The sequence below is a fragment of the Kitasatospora sp. NPDC005856 genome (assembly GCF_040629945.1).
In the GTDB taxonomy this organism is placed as follows: domain Bacteria; phylum Actinomycetota; class Actinomycetes; order Streptomycetales; family Streptomycetaceae; genus Kitasatospora.
The window spans coordinates 1-18,410 of sequence record NZ_JBEXWT010000036.1 but is presented as its reverse complement, the minus strand read 5'-3'; the positions used below and the strand labels follow the sequence as shown (position 1 = coordinate 18,410).

The window sequence follows — 18,410 nt, the reverse complement described above, 5'->3', positions numbered from 1 at the left end:
AGGATGCGGACCGGAACTCCCAGCCGAGAAGAGCGCAACGAGGCGCAGCCGAGAATCTGGCGCAACGCGCTGTCACCGCAGGACTGCCGCGCCGCCGTCGAGGCCATGGCAAGCTCCGCCGCCATCACCGGCCCGGTGCTGCGCCGCAGCAACGACGTCGTCGACCTGAGCATGCGCAGCTGCTCCGAGCACCAGCTGGCGCCCGAGCAGTCGAAGCCCGTCGTCACCGCGATGCGGGAGGTCGCACGGAAGGCGATCGAGGACGAAGAATGGCGGCGGGCCGCACTGGACGGCCCGAAGTTCTGCAGCTACGCCGAGCGCGGACTCTTCCGCGTCCACCGGGACAGCTCCGACGACCCGCTGGATCCGGCCGTCGTCCGCCACCGACGGCTGTCGATCGTCTGCCTGCTGAACGACGCGACACCGCACGACGGCCTCCCGTCCTTCGACGGGGGAGCGCTGGTCCTTCACGTTCCGCGGCCCGACGGCACCCTGGCGCCCGAGAACATCCGGCTGGAAGCCGGCTCCATCGTCACCTTCCGCTCCGATCTCCTGCACGAGGTGCGCCCGGTGCGCACCGGTGTGCGGTACTCGGCGGTGGCGTGGCTCTACGACGTGGACGACAACGGCGCCGGCACCGGCGAGGAGCGATGAACAACCTTCACGACGAGCTGAACGACCGTCTGGAACTGCGGATCACCACCGATCTCCTCGGCGAGTACCGGCCGGAGCTGGCCCGGTTCCTCCGACAGCTCGGCCTCGGGCACCTGCTCGACGAGGTCCTGGTCCCGCTCGCGGCGAGAGCCCGCACCAGGACCGCCGTGGCCTTCGAGGAGCGTCCGTGGCCGCCGTCCGGCATCGGGGCGAGGACCCTGCGCGGCATGGCGGTGGCGGTGGTCAGCGACAACGGGCAGTCGCTGCTCACCCCGGCGTTCCTCTCCGTGAGGGACGCCACCAACGTGGGGCTGGCGGCGGCGATGACGAAGTTCCTCTTCGACGACCTGGCGGGCGCGGGCGTGGACTGGGTGTCCCTGTTCGTCAACGAGCAGTCGGCGGTCGTCTCCGGTGAGCTCACCGACGTCGGCTTCGTACCCCGGCAGGCCCGGATCCTGACCGACGGGACCGAGTTCACGGCGTACTCGGCGAGCCCGCCCGCGGTGCTGAAGGAACTCGGCCTGGACGCCGCCCGTCTCGGCGACGCGTTGGCCCTCAACCTCGACCGGGCCCGGATCTCCCGGCTCACGGGTTTCCACCTCGCACTCGCGGCGGGGATCGCGCCGCACTGGGCCGGCGAAACGCGGTGGGCCGAGGTGTTCCCCGGGTTCGACGAACTCCTGATGACCTTGCCGCCCGGCGGCATCACGGGCACTCCGGGACCCGCGATCGGCATCGGAGACGAGCCCGTCGAGTGACCCCGGTCCTCGATGTCTTCATCCGCTCCTACCACCGGGACCGGCAGTGGCTGGCCCTGGCGCTGCGGTCCATCGCCCTGTTCGCCTCGGGTCACCGCCAGGTCGTCGTGGTCGTGCCGCGGTCGAGTCTCGAACGCATGGAGCCGTCGGCGATCGAGTCGACGGGCGTCCGTCTGGCCATGTGCCGCGACTACGCCGACGACTACCTCGGCCAGCAGATCACCAAGCTCAACGCGGACCGCTACACGGACGCGGACATGATCCTGCACCTGGACTCGGACCAGGTGTTCACGGCGCCGTGCGAGCTGACGGCCCGCCTGTTCGACCGCGGCCGGCCGCGGATGGCCTTCGACTCGGGCGGCGCCCGGCCGGAGACGGACGGCTGGCGGCGGTGCCCGACCGCCTTCTTCGGAGAACCGGTGCGGCCGGACGTCACCGAGCCGCCGCCCCTGGTCGTCCCCCGGCACGTGTACGCCGGGCTCCGTGCCCACTGCCGGGACGCGCACGGCCAGTCGATCGGCGACTACGCGCACGCCGCCGGGTTCGGCAGGTTCTGCGAGTTCGCGCTGCTGCGCGGCTTCGCCCTGACCCGGGAACCGGAGCGGTACACCTGGGTGGACACCGCCCGGCACGGCCGTCTGCTGCCGGAGTGCCGAAGCTTCTGGAGCCGGGCCCGGACGCCCGCCTCGGTGGTCGGCGGCCTGCCGCCGGAGCTCACTGCCGCAGGCCCGTCTCCTGCCGGTCCGTCTCCTGCCGGTCCGTCTCCTGCCGGTCCGTACCCCGTCGGCCCGCACCCCGCGGGCCAGCCACCCGCCGTTCCACCGGAGCGGTGACGCCGGCATGCCCTCCTCGGTGCCCGTTACCGTCGTCGTCTCCGCCTACCAGGAGGGCGACCGGGTCGCCGAGACCATCCGGTCGGTGGCGAGCGCGCGCGTGCGGCCGCGGCAGCTCGTCCTCGTCGACGACGGCAGCACGGACGGCGGCTGCGAGCGGGACTGGCCGCCGTGGGTGCGGACCCTGCGCGGGGACCACGTCGGCGTGGCCGCGGCCCGCAACCGCGGCGCGCGGGCCGCGGACCAACCGGTCCTCGTCTTCCTCGACGCCCACTGCGCGGTGGACGACCAGTGGCTGACACCGCTCGTGGCCGCGCTCGACCGCATGCCGGACGCGCTGGTCGGACCCGCGGTGCGGGACGCCTCCGACAGCCGGTTCGTGGGCTGCGGGGCCGAACTCGTGGACGCCCTGCTGACCTACCGCTGGCGCCCGGCGGCCGGTCCCGGACCCGTCGAGGTCGGCCTCCTCCCGGGCGGCTGCCTGGCGGTCGTCCGCGACCATTTCCTCAGGGAGGGAGGCTTCGAGGCCTTCAGCGGATTCGGGCTGGAGGACGTGGAACTGGCACTGCGGTGGTGGCGCGCGGGGCGTCCCTCGCTCGGCATCCCCGGGGCCGTCGTCACCCACCGCTTCCGGACACTCCCGCCGTACCGGCCGGAGCAGCAGCCGTGGCTCCAGAACATCCTGCGCACCGGGCTCCTGCACCTGCCCGGCCCGCAGCTGCGAGCCTCCGTCCTGGCCTGCGCACGCTTCTCCACCTTCCCCGGCGCGATCGCCACCGTCCTCGCCGAGCCGTGGGTGGCGGCGCAGCAGCGGCTCCTCACCACCGAGCTGCGGCCGATCGCCGACTACCTCGACCAGTGGGCACCCCGGGCCTTCGGCCCCTGAGACCGATCCCCCGACCGCCGACCCCTGCGCCGCCCCGCGCCGCCCCGTCCCTTCTCGCCTAACCCCTGTGTCCGGCCTGGTCACCGCCCCCCGAACGGGCGGTGACCAGGCCGGACTCGTACGCCGCGATGACCGCCTGGGCGCGGTCGCGCACGTCGAGCTTGCCGAAGAGGCTGGTGATGTAGTTCTTCACCGTGGAGTGGCTGATGTCCATGGCCCCGGCGATCGCGGCGTTGTCCAGCCCGGCGGCCATCAGCCGCCACACCTCCACCTCGCGGGGCGTGAGCTCCCCGGCCACGACGCCGGACGGAGGCGGGGCGCCGAGCGGCGTCCGGACGTAGGCGGAGATCAGCCGGGTCAGCAGGCGCGGGGCGACCACCGCCTCCCCGATGTGGACGGTGCGGATCGCCGCGGCGAGGTCCTCCGGCGAGACGTCCTTGGGCAGGAACCCGTACGCGCCGGCGCGCAGCGCGGCCACCACGTACTCGTCCATGTCGAAGGTGCTCAGCGCCAGCACCCGGCATCCGGGCAGCGTGCGGGCCAGCTCCTCGGTCGCGGCGACCCCGTCCAGGACGGGCATCCGGATGTCCATCACCACGACATCGGGACCCAGCCGCCGGGCGAGCGCGACGGCCTGCGCGCCGTCCTGCGCCTCGCCCACCACCTCGAAGGCGGGGTCCGGCGAGAGGATCAGTGACAGGCCGCGCCGCACCAGCGGCTGGTCGTCCACGATGAGGACCCGGATCGCGGGCGTCACGGCCGTCACCGGTACACCGCCTCCCCGCGCGGTCCGCCGCCGACGCGCTCGGCCGGCGCCCCGTCCGCATCCCCGCTCTGGACGGCCGCCTCGGCCGTCTCCTCCTCCGCCAGCGGCAGCTCGGCCACCACGGCGAAGCCGCCCTCCGGCCGCGGCCCCGCCTCCAGGGTGCCGCCGTGCAGGGCGACCCGCTCGCGCATGCCGATCAGGCCGTACCCGCTGCGCACCGGTTCGTGCCCCGCGTCCTGGGACGACACGCCCCGGCCGTCGTCGCGCACCTCGACGGTGATTCCGTCCGCGCGGTAGGTCAGCAGGACGGACGCGCTGGCCGGCCCCGCGTACTTGCGTGCGTTGGTCAGGCCCTCCTGGACGATCCGGAACACCGTCAGGCCGACGGTCGGCGGTAGCGGTCGACGCGGCCCGCGCACGCTGAACGCGGTCGGCAGCCCGGCCAGGCGGGACTCGTCCACCAGCCGGCCGAGGTCGTCCGCCCCCGGCTGGGGCGAGGCCGGGGCGGCGTCCGGTTCGTCACCGGCCCGCAGGACGTCCAGCAACTGGCGCATCTCGCGCAGGGCCAGCCGCCCGGAGGACTCCAGGGTCACCAGGGCCTCCCGCACCACCTCCGGCTTGGCGAGGTTGGCGCGGGCGCCGCCGGCCATCAGCTGCATCGTGGTGATGTGGTGGGCCACGATGTCGTGCAACTCCCGGGCGATGCGGCGGCGCTCCTCGGCCACCGCGCGGTCGGCCAGCAGCCGGCGGTTGGCGGCCACCTCGCGCTGCCAGCGGGCGACCATGAGGCCGCTGGCGGCCACGAGCGAGGTGGAGGCGACGGCCGAGATGCCCGACTCCGCGGAGGGCACCGGGAAGTCACTCTGGCTCAGCATCGACACCAGCGCCGTCGCCGCGGCGGCGCCCGCGGCGACCGGCCAGGAGCGGTTCCGGGCGACCGAGTACACCGCCACCGCCAGGACGGCGCCGAAGTGGATGCCCATCGGGGCCGACAGGTCGATCGCGGACTGGAACACCAGGACGGCGGCGAGCGCCCGCACCGGGTGGCGGCGCCGGGCGAGCAGCGGCACGCACGACAGCACGAGCAGGACGAAGCCCGGCACGCCGACGCCCCGGGCGCCCGCCACCTCGCTGACGAGCAGGTGGGCGAGCAGGTCCAGCGTGCCGGCGACGACGGCCACCAGCGCGTCCGCCTGGGTCCACGGCAGGCCGTCCGTGCGGTCCTGCCGCACCTCGCGGTTCCGCGGTATCTCGCGGTTCCGCGGCACCTCGTCCACGGCCGCGCCGGGGCGTTGACGCCCGTTCATCCTCGTCCTTCCGGCCTGACCAGCGTTGATGCCTCATTCTGGCACCCGCCCGCCCGGCCCCGGATGGTCCCTCCGGCCGAGGGAGGGCGGGCGGACCAGGAGCACGGTCCCGGTTCCGGCCCGCCGGGGGACCAGGGGCCCCGGCCCGGATCGTCCGCTGCCCGGACGCCCGGCACCCCCCTCGCCTGATGGTCTGGAAACCTGCCGGGAACCCCCGGCGACAAGGCGACGTTCGCGTCCATCAGCCGGAGGGCACCGTGATCCGCGCACTGACCGGATTCTCCACCAGACACGCCTGGAAGGTCATCGCCCTCTGGGCGGTGCTGGGACTGGCACTGGGGGCGCTGAGCCCGATGCTGCTCGGCCGGGTCACCCAGTCCCAGACCGGGGACTTCCTGCCGAAGAGCTACGACTCGGCCGCCGCCCTGCGGATCGCCGAGGAGCAGTTCGGGGTGAAGCCCGACGCCACCACGGTCACGGTGCTGGTCGCCCGCAGCGACGGCAAGGCGCTCACCGACGGCGACCAGCGGCGGATCGAGGCCGAGGCGGCGGAGCTCGGCAAGCGCCGGGTCGTCATGCCGAGGGAGAAGGACGAGCCGGCGTTCCTCAAGCCCGACCGCTCGCAGACCCCCCGGGTCGCCCCGGCGATGACGGCGCCCGACCGGAGCTTCGAGCTGCTCTCCGTCGAACTGACCGGCAGCGCCGTGGACGAGGGCGTCCAGGAGGTCTACCGGACCTTCCGCGACTCCGCCCGCGCGCGGTTCGACGACGCAGGGATGCGCACCGGGTTCACCGGCGGCCTGGCCGAGACCGTCGACACCGCGGACGACAACCGGACCGCCGCGCTCATCGGCAGCAGCCTGGTCACCGTGCTGATCGTCCTGCTCAACGTGCTGGTGTTCCGCAGCGTGCTCGCGGCCGTGCTGCCGCTGCTCGCGGTCTCCCTGATCGGCGGCGTGGCCGCCGGAGCGGTGGCCGGCGCCGCAGTGCTCACCGGCCTCAAGCTGGACGCCTCCACCCCGAGCCTGATCTCCGTGGTGCTGCTCGGCATCGGCGTCGACTACCTGCTGTTCCTGCTCTTCCGGTTCCGCGAGCACCTGCGCGCCCGGCCCGGTCAGCCCGCCCGCGAGGCGGCCGCCGAGGTGTCCGGCCGGGTCGGCACCGCGATCACCTCGGCCGCGCTGACCATCGTGGCCGCCTTCGCCACCCTGGGCGTGGCGAGCTTCGGGCAGTTCCGCTCGCTCGGCCCGGCGATCGCCGTCGCCGTCCTGGTCATGCTGCTGGGCAGCCTCACCCTGATGCCGGCCCTGCTCGCCGCCTGCGGCCGCAAGATGTTCTGGCCCTCCCGCAGCCTGGACCGGCAGCCGCGGGCGGGCGCGGCCGCCCGCTACGGCGCCTTCGTCGCGCGCCGCCCGATGGTCCTGCTGCTCGGCTCCGTCGCCCTGCTCGCCGCCCTCGCCGCCGGGATGACCGGGATCCGCATGGACTACGGTCAGGGCGGCGACTCCGGGACGGCGGCCGCGGCCACCGCCAAGGAGATCGCACGCGCCCTGCCCGCCGGCGTGTCCGACCCGACCACCGTCTACGTCACCGCGAACGACGGCGCCACCCTCGACCCCGCCCGGCTCGACGGCCTCTCCCACGCCCTCGCCAAGACCGAGGGCGTCGGCCAGGTCGGTGCCACCGCCCTGAACGAGAACCGCCGCGCCGCCCGGATCGACCTCTTCCTCACCGCCGACCCGCAGAGCGCACGGGCCCGCGACCTGGCCTCCGGCCCGGTCCGCGCCACCGTCGCCGCCCACACGCCCGCCGGGACGAGCGCCCACGTCGGCGGCACGGCGGCGATCTTCGCCGACGTCTCCGTCGCCGTCGACCACGACCTGGCGGTCGTCTTCCCGGTCGCCGCCGTCCTCATCGCCCTGATCCTGCTGCTCCTGCTGCGCAGCCTGCTCGCCCCGGTGGTGCTGATGCTCGCCGTCGGGCTCGGCTTCGCCGCCACCCTCGGCGCCGCCACCCTGCTGTTCCAGCACGTGCTGGACGAGCCCGGCGTCAACTTCACCCTCCCCCTGGTGCTGTTCCTGTTCGTCGTCGCGCTGGGCACCGACTACAACATCCTCATCACCGACCGGATCCGCGAGGAGATGCACCACCCCGGCCCGGCCCGCGCCGCCGTGGCCCGCGCCGTCCGCCACACCACGCCTGCCGTCGCCACCGCCGGCCTGGTCCTGGCCGGCTCCTTCGCCACCCTCGCCACCACCCCCGGCAGCGCACAGATCGCCTTCGCGCTGACGCTCGGCATCCTCCTCTCCGCCGTCGTCCTCTCGCTCGCCCTGGTCCCGGCCCTGGCCACCCTCCTCGGCCGCGCCCTCTGGTGGCCCCTGCGCCCCACCCGCCACCACACCCCCACCGCCCCCACCGCCACCACCACCCCGTCCCCGACTCACGTCCTCATCCCCTGACCGCTCCACCCCTGACCGGGCGTCCGCCTGCCCCGGGCGCCCACGCAGGCCCGGCCCCATCCCGGGGGGCCGGGCCTCCCGGTCGTGGGCGGGCGCTCCGCACCTCCCCGCACCGGCCGAGTGATCAAGCCCGACGGCGGCCGCCGGGCCGGATGTAGGCACCCGTACGGTGGGAGAGGAACGAACGGCTGCGGAAGGGGTTCGGACATGGCTGATCCGGTGCGCGTCGTCGGGGGAGCGGTATCGGCGGCGTTGGCGACGGCGGGGGCACTGCACGCCGTGTGGATGGTGACGCCATGGCCGTTGCGGACGCCGGAGGAGTTCGCGGACGCCGTGGTGGGGACGGGGGACGGCGTACCGCCGGCCAGGGCGTGCCTGGCGGTGGCGGGGCTGCTGGGAGCGGCGTCGTACCTGGTGGGAGCCGAGGCGCGGGTGCTGCCGCGGGTCGGGCCGCCGGCGGTACGGCGGGCCGGGGTCCGGGCGGTCGCCGGAGTGCTGTTGGCACGCGGTGTGGCCGGTCCCGTGGTGTTCGGGCGGGTCAGCGAGCGTACGGAGCGGTTCCGGCGGCAGAACCTGCGGTACTACTCGCCGCTGTGCACGGCCCTGGGCGCCGGGGCGGCCGCGGTAGCGTGGCGGGGGTCGTCCGCCGCACAACGCTGAGGAGTCCGCTGCGTGTTGAGCGCGGCCTCCCAGCGGGTCATCAGCGCTTGCGACCGGTGCCGGTCGGGCCGAGGGACACGACCGCCATGCAGACGCTGAGCAGTTCGGCGGTCTCGGTGCGCCGGTTCCAGGCGATGACGGCCAGGGGCACCATGAAGAGGAACGGGGTCCCGGCGTTCTCGCCGTGCATGGCGGTGAGCTGGGTGACGAACGCGAACACCAGGAAGACGATGAGCGCCGTCGCGGCCGGCCCGGCCAGTCGTCCGAACAGGAGGCCGATCGCCCCGGCGAGTTCCACCAGTCCGGTCAGGTACATGAACCAGTGGCCCCAGCCGATGGCGTCGAAGACGGTGGTGGCGGCGGGGAGTGCGAGCAGCTTGGGCAGCGCGCTGGCCAGGGCGAAGAAGAGCGCGAGCAGGATCCGCAGCGTCCAGACCGTCCGGACGACGGCCTGGCTGGACTTCACGGCGGTGGTGGTGCTGGACATTTCAGGTCTCCCCGGGGCGGCTGTCGTTGCTTTCTCAGGGTTTGACTGCCGCCACCACCTGAACTCATCGGTCCGGTGGAAGGAAATTTCCGCGGGCAGGTGGCGCCCTGCGGGCTCTGCTCGGCCGGCGCCACGTCCCTGAACACCTCGGCCGCATCGGGCGTATGTGACTGGGCGAACAGCTAATCCGCCAGGTCTGACGGATACCCACCCCCACCGCGGTTCACCTGAGGCTCGACGACCTGGCGTTCACCGACTCGGCCACCCCCGGCGAGCCGGTGAACGCCGGGTCGTCGGCCGGGTCACCTTGGCCCCGCACCCGAGATAACGCTTGCGTCACGACCGGAGATCGCGTGCAGCAGTCGCGAGTCGGGCTCCGTCAGGTTGAGCGGGGGAGCCAAGGGGGCTTCGGGAGAGGCGAAGATGCTCAAGAGTCACGAGCCGGGTGACCATGCGAACCGCTGACGTTCCTGCTTTCACGGCATTCGTGCATGCGCGCTCGTCGGCCCTCTTCAGGACCGCGCTGCTGCTCACCGGCGAGCGTCATGTGGCGGACGATCTGGTGCAGTCCACACTGGAGCAGGTCTGTCGGCACTGGCGCCGGATCCGTTCCGCCGACGCGCCGGAGGCCTATGCGCGCCGGATCCTGGTGAACCTCGCCAACGACCGCTGGCGCAAACTCCGTGGACGTGCGGAAGTGCCCCTGGACGACGGTATCGGGGAGGGGCACGTCGATCCGTACAAAGGTCTCGTGGTGCGCGACGAGTTGATGCGCGAGCTGCAGTCCCTGCCGATCGGCATGCGCACCGTGCTGGTGCTGCGGTACTTCGAGGATCTCGACGACGCGGAGATCGGCCACTTGATGAACATCTCGGCCGGCTCGGTCCGATCCCAGGTGGCCCGGGGTCTGTCGAAACTCCGGTCGGCCGTCGACGCACAGGCGCAGTACGCACGTTCGGGAGGGGCGGCATGAAGGACTACGACCTGGAGGAGGAGCTGGCCGCGGCCATGCTCGACCGTTCACGGCAGGAACCGCCGCGCGGCTACGACGTCGATGGCCTCATCGGGGCGGTACGGCAGCGCCGCCGGCGCCTGCAGACGGGTGCGGCGGCGGCCGTGGTGATCGTGGCCCTGGGCGCCGGCTTCGTGTCTCAAGCGGATCACGACCGCGCCTCGGTGCCCGTCCAGGCATCGACCGCGTCGAGTACCGATATGCCTCCTTCACCCCCGCCCATCGAGCCGTCCTCGCCCACGGCTTCGGCACCGGCTTCGGCACCGGCTTCGAAGCCGGCCTCCCCGGCGGACCCGGCCCGGACGACGAACGCCCTGTTCCTCTCCGCCCTGCGCTACCAGAATCCGGCCACCCGCTCCGAGGTGGATCCGGCAGAGGTGGCAGCACTGTTCGCCAACGAGTCCACGTACCAACGGATCTGGGGCTCCGACTCCCTCGGCGTGACCTGCGGTTCCTTGGTCGACGGCGTGCTGGCGTCGGGTGAGGTCCTGCTGTACCAGGGGACTCAACGGCTCGACCGGGCCCCTTCCCTGGACTTCGACGGGGCCACGGGGAAGGTGACCGACCTGACCTGCGCAACGGTCGCCGGAGACGGCAAGGGGGGCGACCCCACGGTTTCCGGCTTCTACGGCGGGCTGGTGGCGGCCGCCAAGTCCGGTGACTCCACGGCGATGACGAGGCTCGGGAAGCAGTTCGTGACCGAAGACCTTCGGTCCGACCGGGGTCAGGGCCCGACCGCCGGCACCTGCTCCTTCAGCACCCCCCGTTTCTGGCTCGCCGACAACCCCTCGTCCGGAACGCTCACCCACGGATGGACCGTGAACCTCGACGGCCACCACGGCTTCCCGATCGAGATCGACGAGAAAGCGAAGATCGCCGGATCCTGCGGCGGGTGAGCCGCACCAGCCGCCACTGAGGCGGACGACACCGGACCCCGCACGCACGGCGTCGCGTCCGGAAGCCCCTGCACGCCCTTTTACAGGTCCACAGGCGATGTCCGCGTGCCCGGACGTCGGAAAGCGAGTGCCCGTTGAAGCACCGGACAGCCTTGGTCATACCCGCGCTCGTGGGCGCCGCCATGGTGGCCCACATCCTGATCCCGGCCTCGGGTCCGGCCGGGGGCGCCCCTGCGGACCCACCGTCGACGTCAACCCCGTCGGCGCCGGGCACGCCTTCCGGGCAGGAACTCGCCGTCGCGGGTACGACAACGCCGGAGCAGGCCGTGCGCCTCGCGCTCGACAGGCTCGGGGCGCACCACGGCCGGTACGCTCTCGCCGTCGAGGACCTCACCTCGGGCCGCTCGGCCGCCTACGGTTCGTCCACCGGGACCTTCACCTCCGCGAGCATCATCAAAGTCGACATCCTGGCCGCCCTTCTCCTGCAGACCCAGGACCGCGGAGGCCGACCCAGCCCTGCTCAGCGACAGCTGGCCTCCGACATGATCCGCTTCAGTGACAACGACGCGGCGCAGAAACTCTGGATCGACATCGGCAGACGCCAAGGCCTGGACGCGGCCAACGCCCGACTCGGACTCACCCCGGCACACGCCGGCCAACGGGGAGCCTGGGGACTGACCCGGACCACGGCCCGCGACCAGATCTCCCTCCTGAAGGCCGTGTTCACGCAGGACTCCCCCCTGAACGCCGCATCCCGGTCGTACCTGCGGGCCCTCATGAGCTCCGTCACCGACGGACAGAACTGGGGCGTCGGCGCAGCGGGAGCGCCCGGCGACCGGCCCGTACTCAAGAACGGCTGGCTCCCGGACGGGACACCTCAACTGTGGGTCGTCAACAGCGTGGGCATCGTCGAACGCGCGGGACACACACTGCTCGTCGTCGTACTCACCGACGGTCAGCCCACGCGGGAGGCCGGCATCGCACTCATCGAGCAGGCCGCGGCGACCGCGGTCGAGGCACTGGTGCGCACGCCCTGAAGACCCTCAACCGACCGCACCCGGCGCCACGTGCGACCTGTTGGTGCCTGACGGGCGTTCGGCCTCTGCCGGCGTGGTGGGCGTAGGGCCGGGCCGTTCGGCGGGTTGGGGGGGCGTGGGCCGGTTTCCGGGTGTGAACTCCGCCGGGGCTCACTCCTCCTCCCACTGCTCGGCACCGATCCGGGCTTCGCTGACGGTGGTGTCTCCGACGCGCGCAGAACGCACCCACACGCCCAGCCCGTAGACCTCCAGGTCCCCGCGACAGACGAAACGCAGGCCGAGGTCGTTGTCCGTGATGTAGCGGGTGATGTCCGCTTCGACGGCGGTGAGCTGCCGGCCGATCAGCGGGATGCCGCCGAGGAGGACCTGGGGCCCGGTCCGTCCGAGGACGGTGACAGCGGTGAGGAGCGGGCCGTTGCCCTCTTCCCAGCCCCGGTAGTGCGCGCGCACTCCGGCGCCCTCGAAGCGCTCTTCAGTCAGGCGCTCCTCCGTGGGGTCGCCCTGGGTCTCCCAGGGGGTGCCGGCGGGGAAGGGGTGGTAGGTGCGGTGCTCGGCCGGAACCTCCCCGCCCAGGGAGGCCGACACCTGCTCCGGCGTCATCCCGAACCGCAGCGGGCCCACACCCACCAGCGGGTCCAGCACCCAGCGCTCGCGATCTTCTGCCCCTGCGTCCATGCCAACCTCCACGTGGCATCCCGTCACCGGCGCGGTCGGCCGGAAAGGAGCATCACCCTAGCCATGGCCTGCGACAACGGGCCGGGGCGACCTTGCGGGGCCGGACGGCCGCTCGGCCTGCGCTCCGGACGATCCCGCGACGCGCCCCGAATCGATCCGCTCGTCGTCCAGCGGCTGCCGGGACACGGGCTCAGAAGTCGCCGCAGTGTCCTTCGCCGGCGGAGGGGCCGTCGCGGGATCCGCACCGTACGACGGCGTGACGGGCACCCTGGTCATCCGGGCCGGGGTCCTCCGCGCGTCACGAGGCGAGTATTCGGGCCAGCCGGGCCGCCTCCGTCCGGACGCGGCGGGGTGCGGTCGAAGCCGTGAGGGCGTCGAGGGCGGGCAGAGCGGTCCGGATGCCGTCCGCCGCCGCGCATTCGGCGGCCAGCGCGAGGGCGTCCGCCAGCCCGCGCACGCCCGGTTCCTCGGCGGCGAGCACGGTGATCAGGGCAGTGAGCACCTCCCAGACCGGCCGGCCCGCACCGCTGCGCGCGGCGTCGGCCAGGACGGGCAGGAACCGGTTCGGCTTGGCCGCCGTCAGCCGCCACAGCTCCGCGATCCACGTACCGAGGACCTCGGGACGCAACCGCCCGCGCGCGTTCAGGACCAGCAGGGCGTCCAGCGCCGCGGTGCGGTTCTCCGAGCGGGCGGCGGTGAGCCCGTACACGAGCGCCAGGTGGGACACCGCTGCGGGCTGACCCGGGACCTCGGCGAGCCGGGGCAGCCAGGGGTTGAGGACGTGATGGCTGGAGGAGTTCGCCTGGGACACCAGGGAGGGCAGGCCGTGCGCGGCGACGGTCTCCGGATGCCAGGGCGCCACCCAGGGCAGCTGGGCGAGCACGCTGGGGCGCGGCGCCACCATGCCGATGAACAGACCGGCGTCGGCCGGGTCAGGCAGGGCGTGGAGCAGTCCCGTGATGCCTTCGGGAACGGGCCCGGCGGCGTGGACGAACGGCGCGATACGAGGAATCGTGTCGAGCACCCCGTACGGGGCGGCCCGCTCGGGCTGGCCCGGCGACTGGGTGTGAAAGGCGTCCGGCGTGGGCGGCGGGGTGTCGGCCGGGAGCTCGCAGCCGAGTTCGGCGACGGCCGAGCGGGCGGCCGGCAACGCCTCCGGAGGCAGCCGGAGCAGGGACTGGGCCAGGTCGGCGGGCCAGGGCAAGGCCCCGGCGGCCCGGTGAGCCGCCAGCCGCTCGGTGAACACCGCCGGGTCGACGGAGCCATCGGCGGCGGTCGGGGTGGCGAGCAGCAGCGGCACCGGCGCCTGCCCGATCCGGGACGCGGCCTCCAGCACGCGCAGCACGGGAATGGTCCCCGGACTACGAAGGTGAGCGGGCCAGCCGAGCATGTCGGCGGCGTGCTGCGCCGCCGGGTGGCTGCGGCCGGTCAGGGCGTCGAGCAGGCAGCCGAGTGCTTCCTCGAGGCGGTGGGCCTGCCAGATCGTGATCGGTTCGCCGTCGCGGCCCGCGGTGAGCGGGGCGAGGGCGGTGTGGAGGGCCGCGGCGTCATGGTGGTGTTCGGCGACGAGGGCGGCGAGGACCACCTCGAACTCGCCCGGGTCCGGCACCTGATCGGCCATCACGGCCGCCAGCCGCTCGGCGAGGTCCAGCGGGCCGGCGGGTGCGGCGGGCAGCGCGACCTGGCCCACGGGCAGCGCGGCCTGGCCCACGGGCGGTGCGACGGCGTGGGGTTCGGCGGCCTCCTCCACCGCCGGGGCCTGGACGGCCAGCAGACGGTGGGCCTCGGGCCGCAGGGCCGGGCCGAGGACGGCGGCGGCGCTGCGCACGGCCTCGGCGGTGGCCGGGGCGACGCCGGACAGGTGCTGGGCGGCGAGGCGCAGGGCGCGCTCCTGGACGGCCGGAGCCGGGTGGGCGAAGGCCACGCTGACGGCGGGCAGCAGGCCGTCCGCCGTGGTGGGGTCGCGGCGTAGGGCGGCGGCGGCGCGGCTCAGCTGGGTGGTGGCGAGGGCCTTCTCCGGGCGGGCCAGGACGGCGGCCGTCAGCTCGGTGAACACCTCGGCACAGAGCCGGTCGTCCACGGGCACCAGCGCCGCCTGGGCGGCCTTGGCGGCGGTCGGTGCGCCGTCGGCGGCCAGCCGGACGTGATCGCGGGCCCGGGCGAGGACCTCCTCGGGGTCGAGCGCCAGCGCCGCGTACAACTGGAGGAACCCTCGCAGGTTCCCGGGCCGGTCGCCGCGCAGCAGTTTTCCGAGGCAGAGGCCGATCAGCTCGGCGCGGTCGAGCACGCCCTCGCCCGCCAGGGCGGTGAGCGCCTTGGGCCACTCGTTGTCCGGCCCGAAGCGGGCGGCGTAGGGATCGGTGAACTCGGTGCCGATGTCCGGGACTTCGAACAGGCGGCGGACGAACTCGGCCAGCCCGGGCTGGGCACGCAGCCAGGAGAGCAGGGTGTCGTGGTGCGGCACCGGCTCGCGCAGGCCCTGCTCGGCGAACCACTCGCCGATCTCGCGGTGGTAGGGGTAGCGAATCGAGCCGCCCTCGCGTACCCAGCCGGTCAGGTAGCCGTCGGTGACGGGGAGTTCGGCGCCCGACCAGACGGCGAGGCCGTGGGTGATCAGCCACCGGTCGTGGTTGCCCCGTGCGGGCAGCCACTCGGCGAGCCGGATCGCGAGTTCACGGTGGAACGCCTGGTCCCGGTGCGGGGAGAGCAGGGCCATCAGCAGGACGTGGTGGTCCGGGTTGGTGGAACCACCGCCGGGCAGGGGCCAGGTGATGTCGAGGAGCGGGCGGGTCGTCAGCCACTCCAGGGCCTGGGCGGGAGTGGCGGCGCAGTGGAGCCCGGCGAACTGCAGTGCGGCGAGCTGGTCGTAGGCGGCGGAATACCGGTTCATGTCGCCCGATGAGAGCTCGCGCGAGAGCTCGGCGCGGAGCTTGCGCAGCGGAGTGCGCAGATGGCTCAGCTCGGCGGCGGGCACGGGGGAGAGCCGCTTGATCACCCCCTGCGGAACCCGCGCGGCGATGAGGGCGCGCACCTCCTCCCAGCTGATCGTCCCGCTCTCGAGATCCGTCACGATGCCCCTCCACCAGGTCTGATCGACGTTCGCGAACATAGCGCTCCCCACTGACACCGATAGTCGTAACCGGGTCCCCGCAGGTCAGGTGCTTCGGCCTCCCGCTCGATGTCAACGGCGGCGACACCGTCCACTACGCGGCTGACGGCGACCTCGTCGTCGACGAGGAGGCCTACGGGGCCGTCACGCCGCTGCGAGAGGGCGACGACCGTTGGGACCCCGCCTGGTGCGCCGGTCTGATCGACGTCACCGACCCGACTGAGCTCTGGGGCCCGAAGCTGTTCCTCCTGGCCGGGTGATGGGCGTGACGATCGAACGGTCGTGGTTCACCCGGCCGCTGAGAACCGCGGAGCTTCCCGACTCCGCGGCCTTCGTGAACACGTCGGCATGGGACATCCCCTGGACGCCGAGCCCTACGGCGATCCGGACGACGAGCCGGCCGCTCGGCCTCCTCCGGACGGGCGGACCCGGTCCTCGAACGGTCGAGCGGGACCGGCGGCGACGTGTCGCCGGGCGCGGTTCAGTCGCCTGCGGTGTCCTCGGTCTCCCAGCGAAGCAGGTCGCCCGGCTGGCAGTCGAGCACCTCGCAGAGTGCGGCGAGCGTCGCGAAGCGCACCGCCTTGGCGCGGCCGTTCTTGAGTACCGCCAGGTTGGCGGGCGTGATCCCGACGCGGTCCGCGAGTTCGCCGACGGACATCTTCCGCCTGGCCAGCATCACGTCGATGTCGACGGCGATCGGCATCAGATGACCTCGTCCAACTCGGCTTGCATCCGCGTGGCTTCGACGTCGCGGGCGACGGCCTGGGCGAGCAGCTTGCGCAGCACGAGCACGATGAGCGCGACGCCCAGGACGGCCACGCCGATCCCGGCCATGATGCCGGTGACGCCCGGGTCGTCCCGCTGGCCGGGTGCGTTCACGGCGGTCACCGCGAACCACGCGAGTGCGGCCGCGACGATCGCGCCGATGATGCCGTCCACGTAGCGGAAGGCGGCGTGGGAGAACACGGTTCCGCGTCGCACCATCGTCACCAGCCGCCAGACGCAGCAGATGGCGACCTGGGCCGTGCCGATGCCCAGGATCGTGATCACGCGCAGCGCGGTCAGCGGCAGCGAACCGTTCTCCTGGTCCTTCCCGCTGATCAGCGCCCACAGCATCAAGACCTGTACGAGCACGCTGCCGGTGAGCACCACCGCGAGCACGGCGCGCAGCGCGCGCACTGTCAGCTTTCCCAAGACCTGTCCTCCCATCGAGTTGCGATGGGAATCTATCGAATTTCGATAGGTTGGGCAATGGTCGAGCCGGTGGGCGGGCGGAGGTCGCCCGGGGGCGCCGCCGGCCGGACCGGCCCTCCCGAGCCCGCGCTCAGCCCTTGACCGCGCCGGCCGCGAGGCCGGAGGCGATCCTGCGCCGGACGGCGAGGAGGAAGGCCACGACGGGCAGGGCGGTCAGTGTGGCACCGGCCACGAGGCCGCCGTGTCGGTCCCGAAGTCCGGGCAGCGAAGGACCGGCGGCCGTCTCGCCGCCCGGTCACCACCGAAGCGGCACCGTCAACCCCGCCCGCCGGATTAGGCAGCGAGGCGGCCGAGCATCGCCATCACGATGATCCGCGCCTTCTTGTCGTTCGTCACCGTGCAGTGGGCATCGACGCCTCGCTCGTCCGGTGCCGCATCCGGCTCGGCCAGACCCAGCCGGATCAGGTCGACGGCGTACTCGCGGCACCGGGAGTGGCCCGCCGCGGCGTCCACCGCCTCGACGTGGTCGATGCGGCCGGGATCCTCGGCACGCAACAGCGCGGGGGTGGGCGGCGGGCCCAGCACCTCCCCGATCCACCCCGACACGGCCTCCCGGGAGCAGCCCCGCTCCAGCTTCGACGCGGTCGCAGCGGTGAGTGCCAGGTGGACGAGGAGCGACCCGAACCACCTGGCGGCCTCGCCCGGAGGAGTGTCCCCACCCGCCGGCGGCATCACGGCCCGGTACAACGCAGCCGGATCATCGTCGCGCGCGGCAGCGACGACCGCCTCCACGGCGCTGCCGAGGGCAGCCTGGTCGATGGTCACGTCAGTGGCTCTCCCCATAGTCGGCAGCGCCAACTTACCGCTCCCTTGGGGGGATCGGTGCGGTTTGCGCACGGTTTGGCCTCGGGTTGCAGGGAACTCGTGGGCGAGAAGGGCGTCCAGCAGCCCCTGCCGCCGTCCCGGCCGCGGCGCGACCTGAGCCCTGGGGCCGGGCCGTCGGACAGGGCCGTGCCCGCTGGGAACGGGGCCGACCGAGTTCCCGGGCGGCCCCGCACGGGTGTCGGGGAGTCGCTGTTCAGGTGACAGCCGATCATGGCGCGTCAGCACGGTGGAAATATGCGAAATGCACGATCCGTGCACATCCGCATGCTTCGAGGAGTTTCCATGAGAGCGCGATTCGGGCTTGTCACCGGCGTGGCGGCCCTGGCGGCCCTGGCAACCGGGCTGCTGACGGCGCCGGTGCACGCCGCCCCGGCGGTGCCGGTGGAGGACCTGGCCGCCGACACCTACCTCACATCCGGGCAGGGCAAGAGCAGCTGCCCGTCGGGTCGGCTGTGCCTCTACAAGGACGTCAACTACAACGCGGACGGCAGTGCTCCGATCCTGGTCACCCGCGTCAACGTGTCCTGGCTGGGCGACTACCAATTCAACGACGCGGCCAGCTCGTACTACAACAACACCAGCCAACCGGCAGTGCTCCACGAGCACGTGAACTACGGCGGCGGTCAGCTGTCCATCCGGTCGCAGGGCTCCGGAAACCTCGGCACCTGGAACGACAAGGCGTCCTCCCTGCAGTTCCTCTCCTAGTACTACAGCGGCACTTGTAGGTGTTGGGGATAGCCGCGTCGGCGCCAGTGGCTGATCTTGGCTTGGGCCTGGTGCTGGCGTCGGAAG

18 protein-coding genes are annotated in these 18,410 nt (G+C 73.1%); 10 read left to right on the top strand and 8 right to left on the bottom strand.

All coding sequences use genetic code 11. From position 1 onward, the window contains the following. Positions 1–3: 3 nt before the first annotated feature. Genes ABZ449_RS22125 through ABZ449_RS22110 form a run of 4 tightly spaced genes read left to right on the top strand, consistent with a single transcriptional unit; the run spans position 4 to position 3,131 of the window. Positions 4–654: a 2OG-Fe(II) oxygenase gene (locus tag ABZ449_RS22125; protein ID WP_360348377.1), complete on the top strand. Its 651-nt coding sequence runs from the start codon at positions 4–6 to the stop codon at positions 652–654. After that, complete coding sequence (locus tag ABZ449_RS22120; protein WP_360348374.1) at positions 651–1,412, top strand: hypothetical protein; 762 nt, start codon at positions 651–653, stop codon at positions 1,410–1,412. The genes ABZ449_RS22125 and ABZ449_RS22120 overlap by 4 nt, the downstream gene beginning before the upstream one ends. Next, positions 1,409–2,245, top strand: coding sequence for a hypothetical protein (locus ABZ449_RS22115; protein ID WP_360348372.1), 837 nt, complete (start codon positions 1,409–1,411; stop codon positions 2,243–2,245). The genes ABZ449_RS22120 and ABZ449_RS22115 overlap by 4 nt, the downstream gene beginning before the upstream one ends. Before the next feature lie 19 nt (positions 2,246–2,264). Further along, a complete protein-coding gene (locus ABZ449_RS22110) occupies positions 2,265–3,131 on the top strand; it encodes a glycosyltransferase (protein WP_360348369.1) in 867 nt (288 codons plus the stop codon). A 58-nt stretch (positions 3,132–3,189) separates the two neighbouring features. Here ABZ449_RS22110 and ABZ449_RS22105 read toward each other — a convergent pair whose 3' ends face one another. Together ABZ449_RS22105 and ABZ449_RS22100 are read right to left on the bottom strand one after the other, a co-directional pair. Next, positions 3,190–3,888, bottom strand: a complete 699-nt coding sequence (locus ABZ449_RS22105) for a response regulator transcription factor (RefSeq protein WP_360348548.1) — start codon at positions 3,886–3,888, stop codon at positions 3,190–3,192. 5 nt (positions 3,889–3,893) lie between these two features. Continuing rightward, positions 3,894–5,204: a sensor histidine kinase gene (locus ABZ449_RS22100; RefSeq protein WP_360348366.1), complete on the bottom strand. Its 1,311-nt coding sequence runs from the start codon at positions 5,202–5,204 to the stop codon at positions 3,894–3,896. Between the two features lie 257 nt (positions 5,205–5,461). Here ABZ449_RS22100 and ABZ449_RS22095 point away from each other — a divergent pair, with 257 nt between their 5' ends. Together ABZ449_RS22095 and ABZ449_RS22090 are read left to right on the top strand one after the other, a co-directional pair. Continuing rightward, positions 5,462–7,663, top strand: coding sequence for an MMPL family transporter (locus tag ABZ449_RS22095; protein ID WP_360348363.1), 2,202 nt, complete (start codon positions 5,462–5,464; stop codon positions 7,661–7,663). Between the two features lie 207 nt (positions 7,664–7,870). Then, positions 7,871–8,323 carry a DUF3995 domain-containing protein gene (locus ABZ449_RS22090; protein WP_360348360.1) on the top strand — a complete coding sequence of 151 codons (453 nt, stop codon included), beginning with the start codon at positions 7,871–7,873 and terminating at the stop codon, positions 8,321–8,323. A gap of 40 nt (positions 8,324–8,363) precedes the next feature. On the opposite strand, the gene ABZ449_RS22085 is transcribed toward ABZ449_RS22090, so the two are convergent. Continuing rightward, the gene (locus ABZ449_RS22085; protein ID WP_360348357.1) at positions 8,364–8,810 is read right to left on the bottom strand and encodes a DoxX family protein; all 447 of its coding nucleotides are present in this window, start codon (positions 8,808–8,810) and stop codon (positions 8,364–8,366) included. A gap of 451 nt (positions 8,811–9,261) precedes the next feature. On the opposite strand from ABZ449_RS22085, the gene ABZ449_RS22080 reads away from it, so the two are divergent. The 3 genes from ABZ449_RS22080 to ABZ449_RS22070 all read left to right on the top strand — a co-directional run bounded on the left by ABZ449_RS22080 (position 9,262) and on the right by ABZ449_RS22070 (position 11,755). After that, positions 9,262–9,783 carry a SigE family RNA polymerase sigma factor gene (locus ABZ449_RS22080; protein WP_360348545.1) on the top strand — a complete coding sequence of 174 codons (522 nt, stop codon included), beginning with the start codon at positions 9,262–9,264 and terminating at the stop codon, positions 9,781–9,783. Then, positions 9,780–10,718 (top strand): hypothetical protein, encoded by a 939-nt coding sequence (locus ABZ449_RS22075; RefSeq protein ID WP_360348354.1) that lies wholly within the window; start codon positions 9,780–9,782, stop codon positions 10,716–10,718. Before ABZ449_RS22080 ends, ABZ449_RS22075 begins: the two co-directional genes overlap by 4 nt. 326 nt (positions 10,719–11,044) lie before the next feature. After that, positions 11,045–11,755: a serine hydrolase gene (locus ABZ449_RS22070; protein ID WP_360348351.1), complete on the top strand. Its 711-nt coding sequence runs from the start codon at positions 11,045–11,047 to the stop codon at positions 11,753–11,755. 150 nt (positions 11,756–11,905) lie between these two features. On the opposite strand, the gene ABZ449_RS22065 is transcribed toward ABZ449_RS22070, so the two are convergent. The 5 genes from ABZ449_RS22065 to ABZ449_RS22045 all read right to left on the bottom strand — a co-directional run bounded on the left by ABZ449_RS22065 (position 11,906) and on the right by ABZ449_RS22045 (position 17,558). Beyond that, positions 11,906–12,430 carry a hypothetical protein gene (locus tag ABZ449_RS22065; protein WP_360348349.1) on the bottom strand — a complete coding sequence of 175 codons (525 nt, stop codon included), beginning with the start codon at positions 12,428–12,430 and terminating at the stop codon, positions 11,906–11,908. A 298-nt stretch (positions 12,431–12,728) separates the two neighbouring features. After that, positions 12,729–15,500 (bottom strand): DUF6493 family protein, encoded by a 2,772-nt coding sequence (locus tag ABZ449_RS22060; RefSeq protein WP_360348346.1) that lies wholly within the window; start codon positions 15,498–15,500, stop codon positions 12,729–12,731. Between the two features lie 520 nt (positions 15,501–16,020). After that, complete coding sequence (locus tag ABZ449_RS22055) at positions 16,021–16,242, bottom strand: helix-turn-helix transcriptional regulator (RefSeq protein ID WP_360348344.1); 222 nt, start codon at positions 16,240–16,242, stop codon at positions 16,021–16,023. Next, positions 16,242–16,733 carry a DUF2975 domain-containing protein gene (locus ABZ449_RS22050; RefSeq protein WP_360348341.1) on the bottom strand — a complete coding sequence of 164 codons (492 nt, stop codon included), beginning with the start codon at positions 16,731–16,733 and terminating at the stop codon, positions 16,242–16,244. The genes ABZ449_RS22055 and ABZ449_RS22050 overlap by 1 nt, the downstream gene beginning before the upstream one ends. A 333-nt stretch (positions 16,734–17,066) precedes the next feature. Continuing rightward, positions 17,067–17,558 (bottom strand): hypothetical protein, encoded by a 492-nt coding sequence (locus tag ABZ449_RS22045; protein WP_360348338.1) that lies wholly within the window; start codon positions 17,556–17,558, stop codon positions 17,067–17,069. A gap of 342 nt (positions 17,559–17,900) precedes the next feature. Between ABZ449_RS22045 and ABZ449_RS22040 the strand changes: the two genes are divergently transcribed. Beyond that, complete coding sequence (locus ABZ449_RS22040; protein ID WP_360348335.1) at positions 17,901–18,323, top strand: peptidase inhibitor family I36 protein; 423 nt, start codon at positions 17,901–17,903, stop codon at positions 18,321–18,323. The last annotated feature ends 87 nt before the right edge of the window (positions 18,324–18,410 follow it).